This is a genomic window from Streptomyces sp. NBC_00659, assembly GCF_036226925.1.
Taxonomy (GTDB): domain Bacteria; phylum Actinomycetota; class Actinomycetes; order Streptomycetales; family Streptomycetaceae; genus Streptomyces.
On the sequence record NZ_CP109031.1, the window covers coordinates 861,107 to 874,903 of the forward strand.

Below are 13,797 nucleotides of genomic sequence, written 5' to 3' on the forward strand. Positions count from 1 at the left end.
TTACGCTCTACGTAACAGACGTATCGTCTTTCGCAACATGCGCTACCGTACGCTCGCATCTCACGTCGTCACAAGGAGGGGCCGGAAGTGCCCGCAGCACCCCGCACCGCGGTGGACAAGGCCTTGGACCTGGTCGAGGCCGTGGCCCGTGCCTCCCAGCCCCCGCGTCTCGTCGACCTCGCCGAGGAGGTCGGGCTGCACCGCGCGACCGCCTACCGCGTGCTCGTCGACCTGGTCCGGCGTGGCTGGGTGCTGCGCGCCGGCGACCGCTATCTGCCGGGCACGGCAGTCCTGCAACTGTCGTCCTCGGCGGCCCGGAACTCGCTCGGCGCCCTCGCCCGGCCGGTTCTCGCGGCGCTGTCCGAGCGCACCGGCATGATGGTCAACCTTCAGGTGCCCGAGGTCGACCGGTCCCGCGTGATCGACGTCGTACGACCCGACCGTCTGGCGATGATCAGCAGTCTGACCGGCCAGGCACTCCCCGTTCACCGGTTCGCCGGCCCGCTCGCCCTGGTCGCCGCCCTCTCCCCCGCCGACCGGGTCCCCTATCTGCGCGCCGCGGAGGAGTCCGGGTATCCGCTGGAGGGACCCGACGGGCTGCTGGCCGACATCGAGAACGCCGAACGCACCGGATTCGCCGTCGAGTACGGGCGCAACGAGCAGCCGGTCGCCTCGCTCGCCCGCGCCGTGGTCACGCGTCCGGGCGCCCCCGTCTGCGCCCTCACCCTGGTCGGACTGGGCCCCGACTTCGGCGAGGCGCGGCTTCCCGGTCTGCGGGAGCGACTGCGCGAGGCGACGGAGGAACTGGCGCGGATTCTCTCCAACCCCGGAACCTCCGAAGTCACCGGAGTCCCCTCGGCCACCGAGGCCACCGAGGCCACCGAGGCCACCGAGGCCACCGGCCAAGCGTCGCCCCTGCCCTCGTCCCCGTCCCGGACCACGTCCGCTCCCCTCACCCCCTCCCCCGACGCTTCCCCGTCCCCGTCCCCGTCGACCGAAGGCCCGGCATGAGCGAGATCCTCTTCCTCGACGGGGCGCAGACGCGCGCCGCACTCGATCCGCGGCGCGTCCTGGACGCCGTGGCCACGGCCCTCGTCGCCATCGGCCGCGACGAGGTCTCCGTACCGCCGCGGATCGCCGCGCACACTCCGCACGGACTGCTCGGCGCGATGCCCGGCCATGTGCCCGGTCTCGGGCTCGCGGCCAAGCTGGTCTCGGTGTTCGCCGACCCGGCACGGCCGGGCCGCAGCAGCCACCGGGGGATCGTCGCGCTCTTCGACGAGACCGACGGTCGTCCGCTGGCCCTGATGGACGCGGAGCCTCTCACCGAGATCCGTACCGCGGCGGCGGCCACACTGAGCGCCCGCGCGCTGGCCCGTCCGGACGCCGACCGGGTCGCCGTCATCGGGACGGGCGCGCAGGCGCGCGCCCAGATCGCACTGCTCGCGGCCGTGGCCCCCGAGACCCCCGTCTCCGTCGCGGGCCGCGATCCCGGGCGCGCCGGGAGCGCCGCCGCGCTCCACCCCGCCGGCAACGTGGAGGAGCGCATCGAGGACGCGGTACGCGGGGCCGGCACGGTGTTCTGCTGCACCGGCGCCGTCCTCCCGGTGATCCGTCGGGCATGGCTGGCCCCCGGCACCCACATCAGCTCGGTGGGCGGCTCCCACGGGCCCGAGCTGGACGCCGAGACGGTCCGGGACGCCACCCTCTTCGCCGAATGGCACGGCGCCGCCACGACCCGGCCCCCCTCCGGCGCCCACGAGTTGCAGGACCTCCCGCCCGAGCGGCGCGTGACGCTCCTCGGCTCGGTCCTCGGCGGCGAACACCCCGGGCGGCGCGACGAGGACGAGCTCACGCTGTTCAAGTCGACCGGCCACGCCGCTCTGGACGTCGCGGCCGCCCATGTCGCCTTCGCCGTCGCCCGCGCCGAGGCATGGGGCACGCGTATCACCCTGTGAGGCGGCGCCCCGTGAGCGTCGGTCCCGCTCGTCGGCGCCGGCATCACCCGGTGACCGATGGGCCCCGTGGACTTTCCTCCCCCGGTTCGGCCATGCTGAAGGGTGTTTCCGCCGGTCCGCGGGCGACCCCGGATGCCACGGCCGCAGTCCCGGACAGGCCGGTCCGGAACAGGCCGCGGGCGCGACGGAGCACGACGCGGAGGAGGCCGGTGCCCCATGAGAGTGACCGGAGCGGACGGCGGCGGAGTGCGGGAACGGCTGGGCAGCGCCCTGTTCACCCGGGTCGCGGGCCCGGACGGACCGAAGAACCGCGCCCGTATCCACGGCACGCCCGGGCCCCGCTGGTTCGGCCCGGACCGACCCATCCGCACCGTGCACGGGGACGCGTCGATGTTCATCGGCGGCCTCTCCGCGCTGCTGCTCCAGTCGCTGCACCCGCTCGCCATGGCCGCCGTCTCCGCGCACTCGGGCTTCCGCGGGGACCCATGGGGAAGACTCCAGCGCACCAGCACCTTCCTCGCGGTGACGACCTACGGCACGGCCGAGAGCGCCCAGGACGCCTGCGACCGGGTACGGGCGGTCCATGAGCGGGTGCGCGGTGTGACCTCGGAGGGAACGCCGTATCACGCGGCGGATCCCCACCTCCTCGGGTGGGTCCACGTCGCGGAGATCGACAGCTTCCTGCGCGCGCATCAGCGGTACGGCTCGCGGCCGCTCTCCGCAGCCGACTGCGACGCCTACGTGGCGGACACGGCCCGCGTCGCCTCCGCGCTGGGCGTCCTGGACCCGCCCACGAACCGTGCCGAGCTCGCGGACCGGCTGAACGCGTACCGCGGCGAGGTGCGCGCGACGGCACAGGCCCGCGATGCCGCGCGCTTTCTCCTGCTGGACCCGCCGGTGCCGCTCGTGGCCCGCCTGCCGTACGGGGTGCTCGCCGCGAACGCGGTGTCCCTGCTGCCCGCTTGGGCCGCCGCCGAACTCCGGCTGCCACGGCTGCCGCTGGTGGACAGCGTGTGCGTACGTCCGCTCGGCAGCGCCTTCACCTCGGCGGTCCGCTGGGCGATGGCACCGCAGCGCGCGCGAACCGTCCACGCGGTCACGTGAGCGGTACCCGCGAGACCCGCCCGCCTCTCCCGGTCGGCCGGGCGGGCGTACGACGGGCCGGTTCGCCGCATCCGGGGGGCCGCCCCACGCCGAAGCAGGGGTGAGCCCGGCGGACCTGCCGGGTCCCGGACGGCTCGGGAATCGAGGCGAGGCCCGTCATGATCCGCTGCCGCCGTGCACCGGGCTCCTCCACCCGTGGGTGGGGCACCTCCGCCGGAACGCCGTCCACCGTCCTCCCGGGAGCCGCTCCGTGGAACTGAGCGCCGACGACAAGCCGGACACCACGGGGGTGGGAGTGACGACGGGTTTCCTGGCGCGCAGGCTCGGGGTGTCGCCCACGACGTTGCGCTCCTGGGACCGGCGGTACGGTCTGGGGCCCGCGGTGCGGGCGGACGGCCGCCACCGCCGGTGGTCGCCCGACGACGTGGCCATGGTCCAGGAGATGTGCCGGCTGACCGCCGCCGGCCTGCCCCCCGCCGAAGCCGCCCGCGCGGCCAAGGAGTCGGCTCGCGGCCGTGTCGCCGCGTCACCGGCCCTCGCCGCCCGGGCACGGACCACCGCCCGTACGCGGACCGGCGTCCGGATCCCGGAAGCGTCGTCGACGACGGCTCCGGGCCTGGGGACACCGGAATCACCGACGGGCACCGGGCCACCGTCGGCGGACGTGGCCCAGGAGGGCCGGGGTCTCGCGCGTGCCGCCGTCCGGCTGGACGCCCGCGCCGTCCAGGAGCGGCTTGCGACGGCGGTCCGTACGCACGGCCTGACCAGGGCCTGGGAGGACGTGATGGTGCCCGCCCTGCGGGCCGTGGGCCGCAAATGGGAGTCGTCGGGAGACCGTTATGTCGAGGTCGAGCACCTTCTGACCTGGCACGTCTCCGCCACCCTGCGACACGCCTACGTGTCCGCGGCGGGGCACGGACCACCCGCCGCGGTGTCGCCCGTCCTGCTGGCCTGCACTCCGGGCGAACAGCACACCCTGCCCCTGGAGGCCCTCAACGCGGCGCTCGCGGAACGGCGTGTACCCGCCGTGACCCTCGGCGGAGCCGTCCCGCCCGAGGCACTCATGGCGGCGGTGCAACGCGTCGGTCCCCCGGCGGTCGTCCTGTGGTCCCAGTCGTGGTCGACGGCGAACCTGCCGCTCGCCCGGCACCTCGCCGCCGCACGCTGGGGAGTACGGGGAGCCCGAACCCGGAGCCGGATCCTGTTGAGCGGGCCGGGCTGGGACACACAGCCGGGCCCCGGACTCCTGCGTCCGCGTCAGCTCGCCGAGGCGCTCCGCCTGCTCACCGCCCCGGACGACCGGGCGGACGACCGGGCAACGGGTCCGACGACACCGATGCGCTCCTGACCGGCCGGCCCCGCGCCCGTCCGCGGCCCGGCTCACCCCGGCACCGGGCCCGCGACGCGGGAGACCGACCCCGCGCCTACGACCGCAGGAAAGCCGCCAGACCCTCCAGCAGCCGATCGACGTCGTCCTTGTCGTTGTACGGCGAGAGCCCGACCCGCAGACCCCCGGTGTCCCCCAGTCCGAGATGCCGGGACGCCTCCAGCGCGTAGAACGATCCGGCGGGTGCGTGCACACCGCGGTCCGCCAGGTACACGGAGGCGTCCGCCGCCTCCCGGCCGTCGAACGTCAGCAGCAGGGTGGGCGTACGACGGGCCGCGCGGGAGCGGACCGTGACACCGGGAAGTTCGGCGAGGCCCGCCTCCAACCGTTCACGCAGCGCTTCCTCGTGTCGCCCGATCGCCGCGAAGGCCGAGCGCAGACGGTCTCGCCGCCTGCCCGTCGTGGCACCCGAGAGGCCGGCGAGGACGTCGATCGCGGCGGTGGTGCCGGCGAGCAACTCGTAAGGCAGCGTCCCGAGTTCGAACCGCTCGGGAACCGTGTCGGTGGACGGCAGCAGTTTGTCGGGGCGCAGTTGCTCCAGCAGTTGCGGGGACGCGGTCAGAACACCGTGGTGCGGGCCGAGGAACTTGTAGGGCGAGCACACGAAGAAGTCGGCACCGAGCCGCGCGAGATCCACGAAGGCGTGCGCCGCGTAGTGCACCCCGTCCACGTGAAGCAGCGCCCGTGGGTGCCGGTGGACCAGGTGGGCGATCCCGGCGACGTCGGGCACGGTCCCCGTCAGGTTCGAGGCGGCGGTGACCGCGACCAGCCGGGTGCGGTCGGTCAGCAGGGCGCCCACCGCGGAGGACGGGAGTTCACCCGTCTCCGGGTCGAAGTCCGCCCAGCGCACCTGGGCGCCGGCCCGTTCGGCCGCCTGGACCCAGGGCCGGATGTTCGCGTCGTGGTCGAGACGGCTGACGACGACCTCGTCACCGGGAGCCCAGTCCTTCGCGAGCGTCCGGGCGACGTCGTACGTGAGCTGGGTGGCGCTGCGGCCGAAGACGACTCCGGACGGATCTCCGCCCACCAGGTCGGCCACCGCCTGCCGGAACCCCTGGACGAGGTTCTCCGCGTTCACCTCTCCCGGCGTCAGGCGCCCCCGGATCGACAGCGGGCCGGTGAGCGCGTCCGCGATCGCGCCGGCCACCCGGGCCGGGGTCTGGGTGCCGCCCGGCCCGTCGAAGTGCGCGACACCGGACAGCAGGGCGGGGATCTCGGCGCGCAGCGCGCCGACGTCGTACGTCACTCGGGCTCCTCACTGGCTGCGGCGCGGCCCGCACCGGGCGGCCCGGAACGGGGTCCGGCCGTCGAATGCCCGTGACGGGGCGGGCCCGCGCGTTCTCCGGTGATCATGGCAGGAGGCCCGCCGCGGTGGGAAGGCGGCGCGGCGCCCCGGGCGCGCCCCGAGGAGGTGACGTACGGCCTGGGGCCGGCAACCGGGAACTCCGGTGCCGGCCCCAGGCCGTGAGTCATGACGCGCCGAACGGGCCAGGGCCCCTTCAGGCGTGGCGGTGCGACCGGCTGTTGCCCGTCAGCACGCGGTACAGAACCAGGAGGATCAGCGATCCCGCGATGGCGGCGATCCAGGTCGACAGGTCGAAGAACCCGTCGATCGAGTCGACGCCGAAGACGACCTTGCCCAGCCAGCCGCCCAGCAGGCCGCCCGCCACCCCGATCAGCATGGTGATGATGATCCCGCCCGGGTCCTTGCCCGGCAGGAGCAGCTTGGCGATGGCACCGGCAAGCAACCCGATCAGAATCCAAGCGATGATGCCCACAGTTCCTCCATCGTCCGTCCGTGCAAGATGTGGCTTCCTCAGTCCGTGTGCGCCGTCCTGGCCGGAACAAACCTGTGAACCTCAGACTGCCGCCCGGTTCCTCGCCGCCGCGGCCTTGTCGAGTTCGGCCGTGAACTGCGCGCCGGCCAGCAGCGCGAGGTTGGACAGCCACAGCCACACGAGGAAGACGACAGGGCCCGCGAGGGACCCGTAGAGCCGGCTGTAGGCGCCGAGGACGGAGGCGTACAGGGCGAATCCGGCCGACACGGCCAGCCAGAGGACTGCGGCCAGGACGCCGCCGGGCAGGCTGTGCCGGCGACGGCGGGCGGGCGGCGGCCCGGTGTGGAACACGACGAGGACCAGCAGGGCCACCAGGCACGTCAACAGGGGCCAGCGGAGCAGGTTCCACGCCACGGCCACCGTGCCGTCGACCCCGACGACACGGCCGGCGGCCTCGGCCACGGGGCCGGTCAGCAACAGGACGAGCGCGCTGACGACGAGCAGTCCGAGAAGCGCCAGCGCGGTCAGCACCAGCCGGTGCGCGGTGCGCCAGGCCGAACGGGGGTCCGCCGCGTCGTGCATGCGGTGCAGAGCCCTGCGGCACACCGCGAGGTAGCTCGACGCCGACCACAGCGCGCTGGCCGCACCGGTGACCAGCAGCGTCCAGGCGGCGGACCGCTGCCGCAGCATCTCCCCCAGCGCCTGGTGCAGTTCGGCCCCCGACTGCGCGGGCGCGTAGGCCGTGACGTGCGCGATGAACTGTTCGGCGGTGTCCGGACTGATCAGGCCGAAGGCGATGACCATGACCAGCAGGGCCGGGAGCACCGAGAGGATCGCGTAGTACGTCAGCGCGGCCGCCCAGTCGGACACGTCGTCGTTCCACATCGAGACCGGGGTGCGGCGCAGCGCCGGCCACCAGAGGGCGGGCAGCCGCGGCCCGTACCGGCGGAGCCGTGCCGGGCGGACCGCCTCGATGACACTGTTGGGCCCCGACTCAGCGGACATGCCCGGTCCCCGGGAACCGCGTGACGCCTCGTCTGTTCATCCCTCACCTCTCCGCGCCGGTCCGGCCGGCGTTCCGGACCCCGTGTCCGGCGGAGTCGGTCGAGGCTCTCCTTCCACGCGCGGGCCCCTCTACGCCTGCTCACCTCGTCCGTGGCGGCCGGCCGCGCGCGCACCGCCGCAGGTCACCGCGCGAGGGCTCATGCGGGCTGCCTCGGCGGAAGGCTTCGGTAGTAGGTCCCGACGCTGGACAGGTACGCGGGGTCCATGGTCTCGCGGTCGGTCTTGAACACCGGCGCCGATTTGATCTCCTCGCGTGTGCACGCGACGGTGATCTTCTGGGACTCCGTGTCGATGCCGGCGACGACACCCACGGGCACCAGCACACTCTTGCCGAACACCCAGACGCCGGTGTCGACGACGATGTGCCGCATCCCCGATTCGTCGGCCTGCCGGTCGACATGTCCTATCGTCCCGTCGGTCGCCTCGACGCTGTAACCGGACAGTTCGTTGGCTTCGGGGTGGTTGAACTCCGGTGCGTACGACCAGATTTCGTCGATCGTCATGTCTTCCTCCGTCAGCTCGCGGGTTCGCCGATACGCCCCCGCGCCGTCTCACAGGGCTGCCAATACCCCGCTATGCGGCGGGCATTCGATGAATCGGGCGTGCTGATACGCAGGCTCGGTGCCGTTCGCCCCGCGTGCGTGACCGGGGCGTACGCCGTGTCAGCCGGTCCCGGGACTCCGCGCCCCGCCGCTCTCGTCTCGGGGTGCGGTGAGGTGCTCCAGCGTTCCCGTGATCTCCAACAGCCGCTCCAGGCCGGGGGGCCGCTGATCGAGGCACAGGCGCACACCCGCGGCGTCCGTACGGCGACGGATCATCAGCAGGGTGGACAGGCCCATGGAGTCGATGATGCCGAGGCCGGTGAAGTCGACGCGCAGTTCGAGGAACTGTCCCTCGGAGTCCCGGGGGGCGAAGAGGTTCTGGTCGACGGCCCTCATCAGTTCGTCGCACGTCTCGTAGTCGAGATCTCCGGCGACCCGGATCACGAGTGCGGCGGGCTGGACGTCGACGGTCAGCGTGAAGGCGGGGGGATGTGAAGTGGTCATGCGGGCTTTCCGGGGCCGGGGATCGTGGGCAGCGGCGTTCGGTCTCCGAGCGCCTCGCGCGCGCGGGCCAGCGTGCGGCAGGCGCGCGGGAAGTCCTTGAGTTGCCGGGCCAGCAGGTCCAGCGCGGGGTCCAGGCTCCGCGCGGGGACACGGCGGGCGGTCAGGATGTCCGCGGTCCAGAGGACGAATCTCGTGAACAGCTCGTCGTCGGCGACGTACAGGGACGTGGCCAGGTACTCGACGATGTGCGCGAGGTCCTCGGCGGTGTGCCGCCGCTGCCGCTCGGTGTAACCGCGCAGCGGCTCGAACCGCTCCTCCAGGTCCGCCAGTGTCTGCTTGACGAGCTGGTGCGTCGTCCCGGCGACGATCGTGTATTCCTGGTCGGCCAGGTGCGGCAGATGGTCCACGGTCCGGTGGACGGCCGGGGGGCCGGGGCGGTCGAGGCCCCGTTCGAGGACCGCCGCCGCGCCCCTGGCGTCGGGGGCCCATCCGTCGGCCCCCAGGGCGCGGGCGTAGCGGCCGTCGGGGCCGAAGGCGGCGCCGCCCGCGATGACGGGCACACCCGCCGCCTGACACGCCGTGACGGCCATGTGCGCGGTGGGCAGATGGGTGGGGATCGAGGAGGAGAGCGCCACCGCCCGCGGTCCCGTCCGGTGCAGGTGCGCGATGAGATGCGGGGTGGGCACGTGCGCTCCGAGGAAGTCCACCCGCCAGCCGCGCAGCCGCAGCACCTCCGCGAGAAGCCTGGCCGGCAAGGCATGCCACTCTCCGTCGACGCAGGCCACCGTGACACGAGGTCCGGTCGGCGCCTCTCTCCGCCGGTCCGGGTGGTGGGCGAGGACGGCGATGACCCGCTCGTGGATGGCGGTGGCGGTGTGTTCCTGGGCGACGGTGAGCCGGTTCGCCGCCCACTCCGTGCCGACTCTCGTCTGCACCGGGGCGATCAGGTCGAGCAGGACGGTCTCGGGATCGGCCGACGACTCCAGGGCGTCCAGGACGACGGCCGCGGCACGGCGCTCGTCGCCCTGGTGGACCGCCGACCACAGGAGTTCACGGGCGGGGCCGAACGACGCGGCGTCGGCGTGCTGTGGGAGGGGTGGGCTCATCCCGTGTACCTGCCCCGGGTGTGGCCGTTCACCGCACTCAGATGCGCGTGGTGGGGTGCGGTGACCGCGACCGTCGCCATGTCGTCGTGGCCGCCGCGTCCGACCCATTGCGAGGCGAGCATCTGGATGTGCTCCACCACGGCCTCGGCGGGCATGCCGGCGCACTGCGCGAGCGCCGTCTCCAGCCGCAGGGCGCCGAAGAACTCGTCCCCCAGCGGCCCTCCCCTGGCCTCGGTGATGCCGTCCGTGAAGAAGAGACAGGTCTCGCCGGGCGCGAGTTCGATCCGGGCCGTGGTGGAGCTGACGTCCCAGAACGCGCCGATGAGGGTCCCGCGTGTGCCGGCCTGCTCGACCGCGCCGTCGGCCCGCACGATCAGCGGAGCGGGATGTCCCGCGCTGGTGACCCGCAGATGGACGATGCCCGCGCGGCGCACCACAGAGGCCATGGCCAGGGTGGCGAAGCGGGTGTGATGGGAGTTCATCAGCGCGCCGTTGAGCAGTCCCAGCAGCCGCTGGTGGTCGTCGGCGAGCGGCAGGAGCGCCTGCACCGTGTTGCGGATCTTGCCGGTCAGCACGGCGGCCTCGAGTCCCTTGCCGCAGACGTCCCCGAGGACGACGAGGGATTCCTGTCCCTCGTCCGCGCCGGGGTGGACGTCGTAGAAGTCACCGCCGACGCGTTCGGCCCGGCCCGCTGGGCGGTACCGTCCGGCGAACTCGACCCCGTGCACCGCGTGCAGCCGGGGCGGCAGCAGCTCGCGCATCAACGTCGCCGTGATGGCGGCCTGTTCGGCGTACATCCGGGCTGCGGACATGGCGGCTCCGGCGCGTGAGGCGAAGAGCCGGGCGAAGATCTCCTCGCTCTCCGTGAAGGCGGCCTGGCGGCTCGACCGGAGCAGGATCAGGGCGCCCGCGGGCACCCCGTGGCCGGGCAGCGGGGTCACGACGGCCGAGCCGACCGGTTCGGTGAACCCCTCCGGCACGGCCCATCCGGGAACGGTGGCCGGGTCGATCCAGCGGGACGGTACGGGTGGGAATCCGCGCAGGGCCTCACTGAGCCCCGGCAGCTCCTGTACGTCGTTCCGCACCGTCCGGTGCACCACGGAGCCGTCGGGCCCGCAGTACGTGAGCTGGACCTTGCGCCCGCGCGGAGGGGCGACGATCACGGCGGCGTCGGCGAGGTGTCCGGCGGCCAGCTCCGCCGTCACCTCCATGCACCGTTCGACGTTCAGTGACGACAGCAGGGCGCTCGACGCGCCGGCCAGGAAGGCGGCGCGTTCCCGTTCGGTCCTGAGGGCGTCCTCCGCCAGCCGCCGGTCGGTGTCGTCGACCAGCCACCACATGACGTGGCCGTCGTCCGTGGGGGTGGGATGCGCCTCGAAGGTCCGGTCGCCCACCGGGCCGTGCACGGACGCGCCGGGACCGGGGGTCCGTGGCCCGGGCACGAGGTCCCGCAGCCGTGTGTGGGCGTCGGCCATCCACGCGGGGACCACGTCCTCCAGCCACGCCCCGGCGATCGCGTCGGGGAAGAGCGTGGCCGCCGCGGCGTTCGTGTCGACCACACCGCCGGACGGATCGGCGACCACCACGGGGCAGGGGGCGAAACCCCACGTGGCGGCCGGACCGGCGCCACGCGGGCCGGCGGGAGGTTGCTGGGAAGTGTCCACGAGCAAGGGCCCGCTCGGCGAGCCCACCACCTTTCCGGGCGACAGATTGTTTCCGTCCGACAACCATCTCGTGGCGGACCGCGCCACGGCAAGTCACCCGGGCGAAGTCATACGAAAAGGACCGTTCCGGCCGGCGGGCGCCGTCGCGTCATCCGCGTCATCCGCGTCATCCGCGTCAACCGCGTCAACCGCGTCGACAGCGCACACCGCCGGGGAGACGGTCCCCGCCCGTCAGCGGCGACGGCTGCGCGTCGTCCAGCCCCCGCCGACGCCCGAGAGGTGAAGGGCGAGCAGGGCGAGCCCGATGAGCATGACGTTGGTGGACGTGAACACGTGATTGGTCGAGACGTCACCGGCGTTGATCAGGAACGCGATGAACAGCAGTACGGCGGCAGCTATGCCGAGCATGAGGACTCCTTGTGAAGGTCCGGCAGTCGAGCGACGGAGTCCGGATGCCCCGAGAAGGCCGCCCGACACTACGTCGCGTGACGGATCCGCCGAATCCCCTTCCGGCAAGGGCCGTACGGCAACCCGCGGAGGGTGGGCACGCACACGGAGGCGGGCACGCGGGGACGACAGGCAGGGGGCGGGCACGCCGGGGGCGACAGCCGCGTTCGGGCACGCAGGAGGCGAGAACGCAGGGGCCAGGCACACGCGGAGCAAGCACGCCAGGGGCAGGCGGCGCACGGACATCGGCGGGGCGGGCACGCCGGGGCTGGCGGCGCTTGGACGCGGGTGGATCGCCCGGCAAGCGCCGCCACGGACCTCCGTCCTAGGAAACGCTCCCGGCCGAAACCCCCACACCCTCACGCGCGGCCGCGCCGTCCGCCGGGCCGGTCGCCCGCCACACGCTCTCGTGGTCCTCGGCCAGTCCGAGTCCGGCCAGACCCTTCAGATGCCCGAGCACGGTGGAGCGCCGGAAGCCCACGGCCACGGTGAGTTCCGCGACCTCGACACCCTCGGCGCCCGCTTCCGCCAGACGCTCCCACGTGCGCACGGCATGGCGGCTCAGACCGCTCTCGCTCACCGTCCTGGACACGACCTCGGCCCTTTCCCCGTTCGCGTCCTGCCCGGGAATGGGAGGCTTGGCCCGCGCCGGCTGCGGGCCGACCGCACCCGCGCCCACCTGCTCCCGGACCTGCTCCCGGACTTCGCGGGGCGATCTCCTCGGTCCGACCGGACGGGGCGTCATGTTCACCTTGCGGTGCCTACGGCCTTTGCTGTGTCGGCTCATCGATTCCTCATCTCCGCCTCGACGATGCTCACAGCAGGAGAACGAGCGGGGGCCGACTAGGTAGTTCAGCCGTTCGAAGGACAGGAACCCGCCGCCATCGAGCCCCCGCCGTCCGGGTGCGGCCACGTTCGGGACGGGAGACGCCGGCCGTTCAGCGTCCGCACCTCGGTGGGCTGCTGTGCGAGCGGCGGGGCGGCCGCGGACACCGCCTTCGGCGAGGGAGCCGGGGACGTCACACTCCCCAGCAGTCCGGCCTGCCGCGCTTCGCGCCGCTTCTCCCCGGCCACGAGCAGGGCGTCGGCGGCGACGACGGCGTCGCGCACGCTGGTCGTTCCCGTCATCACACAGAGCGTGTACGTGACGTCCTCCAGGCCGCGGGCCGTCTCCAGGGTCTCCTTCTCGGCGTACGCGATCTTCAGGGCCGCGTAACGCGTCAGCAGCCTCCGGACAACCTTCGGGTCGGGCACGAGCACGGCGAGGGCTCCTCTCTCGAGTTTCCGTCCGTGTGCCCGGGTTCGCCACGGTTCATTCCCAACAACCGCCCCAGACAACCTATGTGGCCCAACGGCGCCCCGATGACGGCATCCCGCCGCTTCCGCCCGTCGCGTGCGGAACGGACCGGCACCCGGGCGAAAAGGTGTGACGCAAACGAACCAGGGCACTTGGAGGCACCGGACGTTGATGGCGACGGTTCCCCTGCCCGGCGCGTCCGGCGGCGGTCGCGGCCGGTGGCACTGCCGGCAGCCCCGCCACGGACGCCCTCGCGCCGGAACCCGTACCAAAGATCTGTGTGAAGGAAAGGAACATGACGACTTCCACGACACCGAACTACACGGTCCCCGGCCTCAGCCCGCACGACGGCGGGCGGATCATCGATCTGCTGAGCATGCGGCTGCACGCCCTCAACGACCTGTCGCTCACGCTGAAACACATCCACTGGAACGTGGTGGGCCCGCATTTCATCGCCGTTCACGAAATGCTCGACCCGCAGGTGGACCGCGTGCGCGACATGGCGGACGACGCCGCCGAACGGATCTCCGCCCTCGGCGGGGTTCCGCACGGCACACCGGGAGCGCTCGTCGCCGAACGGACCTGGGACGACTACAGCGTCGGCCGCGCCGACGCCATCGCCCACCTCGGCGCCCTCGACCTCGTCTACACGGGGATCGTGCAGGAGCACCGCGCGGCCGTGGCCGAGGTCGGCAAGATCGACCCGGTGACCGAGGACCTTCTCATCGAACAGCTCCGCGCGCTCGAACAGTTCCAGTGGTTCGTCCGGGCGCACCTGGAGAGTTCGGGCGGGTCGCTGTCGCAGGCCGGGGCCCGCACGGAGCGCGAGGCGGCGCGATCGGCCCGGCAGGGCACCGCGGGCTAGGGGCCGCCGGAAGAACACGGCGGTACACGGCGCTACACGGCGGCCGTGGGGCCCGGACCGGGAACACAGGTCCGGGCCCC

15 protein-coding genes are annotated in these 13,797 nt (G+C 73.2%); 5 read left to right on the forward strand and 10 right to left on the reverse strand.

From position 1 onward, the window contains the following. Window positions 1–87: 87 nt before the first annotated feature. From OG410_RS03570 to OG410_RS03585, 4 genes are all read left to right on the forward strand, one after another. Window positions 88–1,011, forward strand: a complete 924-nt coding sequence (locus tag OG410_RS03570; RefSeq protein WP_329297757.1) for an IclR family transcriptional regulator — start codon at window positions 88–90, stop codon at window positions 1,009–1,011. Further along, window positions 1,008–1,958: an ornithine cyclodeaminase family protein gene (locus OG410_RS03575; RefSeq protein WP_329297758.1), complete on the forward strand. Its 951-nt coding sequence runs from the start codon at window positions 1,008–1,010 to the stop codon at window positions 1,956–1,958. The genes OG410_RS03570 and OG410_RS03575 overlap by 4 nt, the downstream gene beginning before the upstream one ends. Before the next feature lie 216 nt (window positions 1,959–2,174). After that, the gene (locus OG410_RS03580) at window positions 2,175–3,062 is read left to right on the forward strand and encodes an oxygenase MpaB family protein (RefSeq protein WP_329297759.1); all 888 of its coding nucleotides are present in this window, start codon (window positions 2,175–2,177) and stop codon (window positions 3,060–3,062) included. Between the two features lie 256 nt (window positions 3,063–3,318). Then, complete coding sequence (locus OG410_RS03585) at window positions 3,319–4,410, forward strand: MerR family transcriptional regulator (RefSeq protein WP_443063873.1); 1,092 nt, start codon at window positions 3,319–3,321, stop codon at window positions 4,408–4,410. Window positions 4,411–4,486: 76 nt separating this feature from the next. Here OG410_RS03585 and OG410_RS03590 read toward each other — a convergent pair whose 3' ends face one another. The 10 genes from OG410_RS03590 to OG410_RS42515 all read right to left on the reverse strand — a co-directional run bounded on the left by OG410_RS03590 (window position 4,487) and on the right by OG410_RS42515 (window position 12,815). Further along, complete coding sequence (locus OG410_RS03590) at window positions 4,487–5,695, reverse strand: cysteine desulfurase-like protein (RefSeq protein WP_329297761.1); 1,209 nt, start codon at window positions 5,693–5,695, stop codon at window positions 4,487–4,489. Between the two features lie 253 nt (window positions 5,696–5,948). Next, window positions 5,949–6,227 (reverse strand): GlsB/YeaQ/YmgE family stress response membrane protein, encoded by a 279-nt coding sequence (locus tag OG410_RS03595; protein WP_326789817.1) that lies wholly within the window; start codon window positions 6,225–6,227, stop codon window positions 5,949–5,951. A gap of 81 nt (window positions 6,228–6,308) precedes the next feature. Next, window positions 6,309–7,232: a YihY/virulence factor BrkB family protein gene (locus tag OG410_RS03600; RefSeq protein WP_329297762.1), complete on the reverse strand. Its 924-nt coding sequence runs from the start codon at window positions 7,230–7,232 to the stop codon at window positions 6,309–6,311. A gap of 197 nt (window positions 7,233–7,429) precedes the next feature. Then, complete coding sequence (locus OG410_RS03605; RefSeq protein ID WP_328664613.1) at window positions 7,430–7,795, reverse strand: PRC-barrel domain-containing protein; 366 nt, start codon at window positions 7,793–7,795, stop codon at window positions 7,430–7,432. Between the two features lie 159 nt (window positions 7,796–7,954). Then, complete coding sequence (locus OG410_RS03610; RefSeq protein ID WP_329297763.1) at window positions 7,955–8,338, reverse strand: STAS domain-containing protein; 384 nt, start codon at window positions 8,336–8,338, stop codon at window positions 7,955–7,957. After that, complete coding sequence (locus OG410_RS03615) at window positions 8,335–9,444, reverse strand: cobalamin B12-binding domain-containing protein (RefSeq protein WP_329297764.1); 1,110 nt, start codon at window positions 9,442–9,444, stop codon at window positions 8,335–8,337. Before OG410_RS03615 ends, OG410_RS03610 begins: the two co-directional genes overlap by 4 nt. Then, the gene (locus tag OG410_RS03620) at window positions 9,441–11,108 is read right to left on the reverse strand and encodes a PP2C family protein-serine/threonine phosphatase (RefSeq protein WP_443063704.1); all 1,668 of its coding nucleotides are present in this window, start codon (window positions 11,106–11,108) and stop codon (window positions 9,441–9,443) included. Before OG410_RS03620 ends, OG410_RS03615 begins: the two co-directional genes overlap by 4 nt. A gap of 231 nt (window positions 11,109–11,339) precedes the next feature. Then, window positions 11,340–11,516, reverse strand: a complete 177-nt coding sequence (locus OG410_RS03625) for a hypothetical protein (RefSeq protein ID WP_192582574.1) — start codon at window positions 11,514–11,516, stop codon at window positions 11,340–11,342. 364 nt (window positions 11,517–11,880) lie between these two features. After that, the gene (locus OG410_RS03630; RefSeq protein WP_329297766.1) at window positions 11,881–12,300 is read right to left on the reverse strand and encodes a hypothetical protein; all 420 of its coding nucleotides are present in this window, start codon (window positions 12,298–12,300) and stop codon (window positions 11,881–11,883) included. Window positions 12,301–12,407: 107 nt separating this feature from the next. Next, the gene (locus OG410_RS42515) at window positions 12,408–12,815 is read right to left on the reverse strand and encodes a DUF5133 domain-containing protein (protein WP_443063705.1); all 408 of its coding nucleotides are present in this window, start codon (window positions 12,813–12,815) and stop codon (window positions 12,408–12,410) included. Between the two features lie 332 nt (window positions 12,816–13,147). Here OG410_RS42515 and OG410_RS03640 point away from each other — a divergent pair, with 332 nt between their 5' ends. After that, entirely contained in the window at window positions 13,148–13,717 is a 570-nt protein-coding gene (locus tag OG410_RS03640) for a Dps family protein (protein WP_329297767.1), read from the forward strand. The last annotated feature ends 80 nt before the right edge of the window (window positions 13,718–13,797 follow it).

Bases quoted from the DNA above. Each gene is read 5' to 3' on its own strand.
- OG410_RS03600 (WP_329297762.1), bottom strand. From the start codon at position 7,232: ATGTCCGCTGAGTCGGGGCCCAACAGTGTCATCGAGGCGGTCCGCCCG.
- OG410_RS03580 (WP_329297759.1), top strand. From the start codon at position 2,175: ATGAGAGTGACCGGAGCGGACGGCGGCGGAGTGCGGGAACGGCTGGGC.
- OG410_RS03605 (WP_328664613.1), bottom strand. From the start codon at position 7,795: ATGACGATCGACGAAATCTGGTCGTACGCACCGGAGTTCAACCACCCC.
- OG410_RS03575 (WP_329297758.1), top strand. From the start codon at position 1,008: ATGAGCGAGATCCTCTTCCTCGACGGGGCGCAGACGCGCGCCGCACTC.
- OG410_RS03625 (WP_192582574.1), bottom strand. From the start codon at position 11,516: ATGCTCGGCATAGCTGCCGCCGTACTGCTGTTCATCGCGTTCCTGATC.
- OG410_RS03630 (WP_329297766.1), bottom strand. From the start codon at position 12,300: ATGACGCCCCGTCCGGTCGGACCGAGGAGATCGCCCCGCGAAGTCCGG.
- OG410_RS03640 (WP_329297767.1), top strand. From the start codon at position 13,148: ATGACGACTTCCACGACACCGAACTACACGGTCCCCGGCCTCAGCCCG.
- OG410_RS03615 (WP_329297764.1), bottom strand. From the start codon at position 9,444: ATGAGCCCACCCCTCCCACAGCACGCCGACGCCGCGTCGTTCGGCCCC.
- OG410_RS03610 (WP_329297763.1), bottom strand. From the start codon at position 8,338: ATGACCACTTCACATCCCCCCGCCTTCACGCTGACCGTCGACGTCCAG.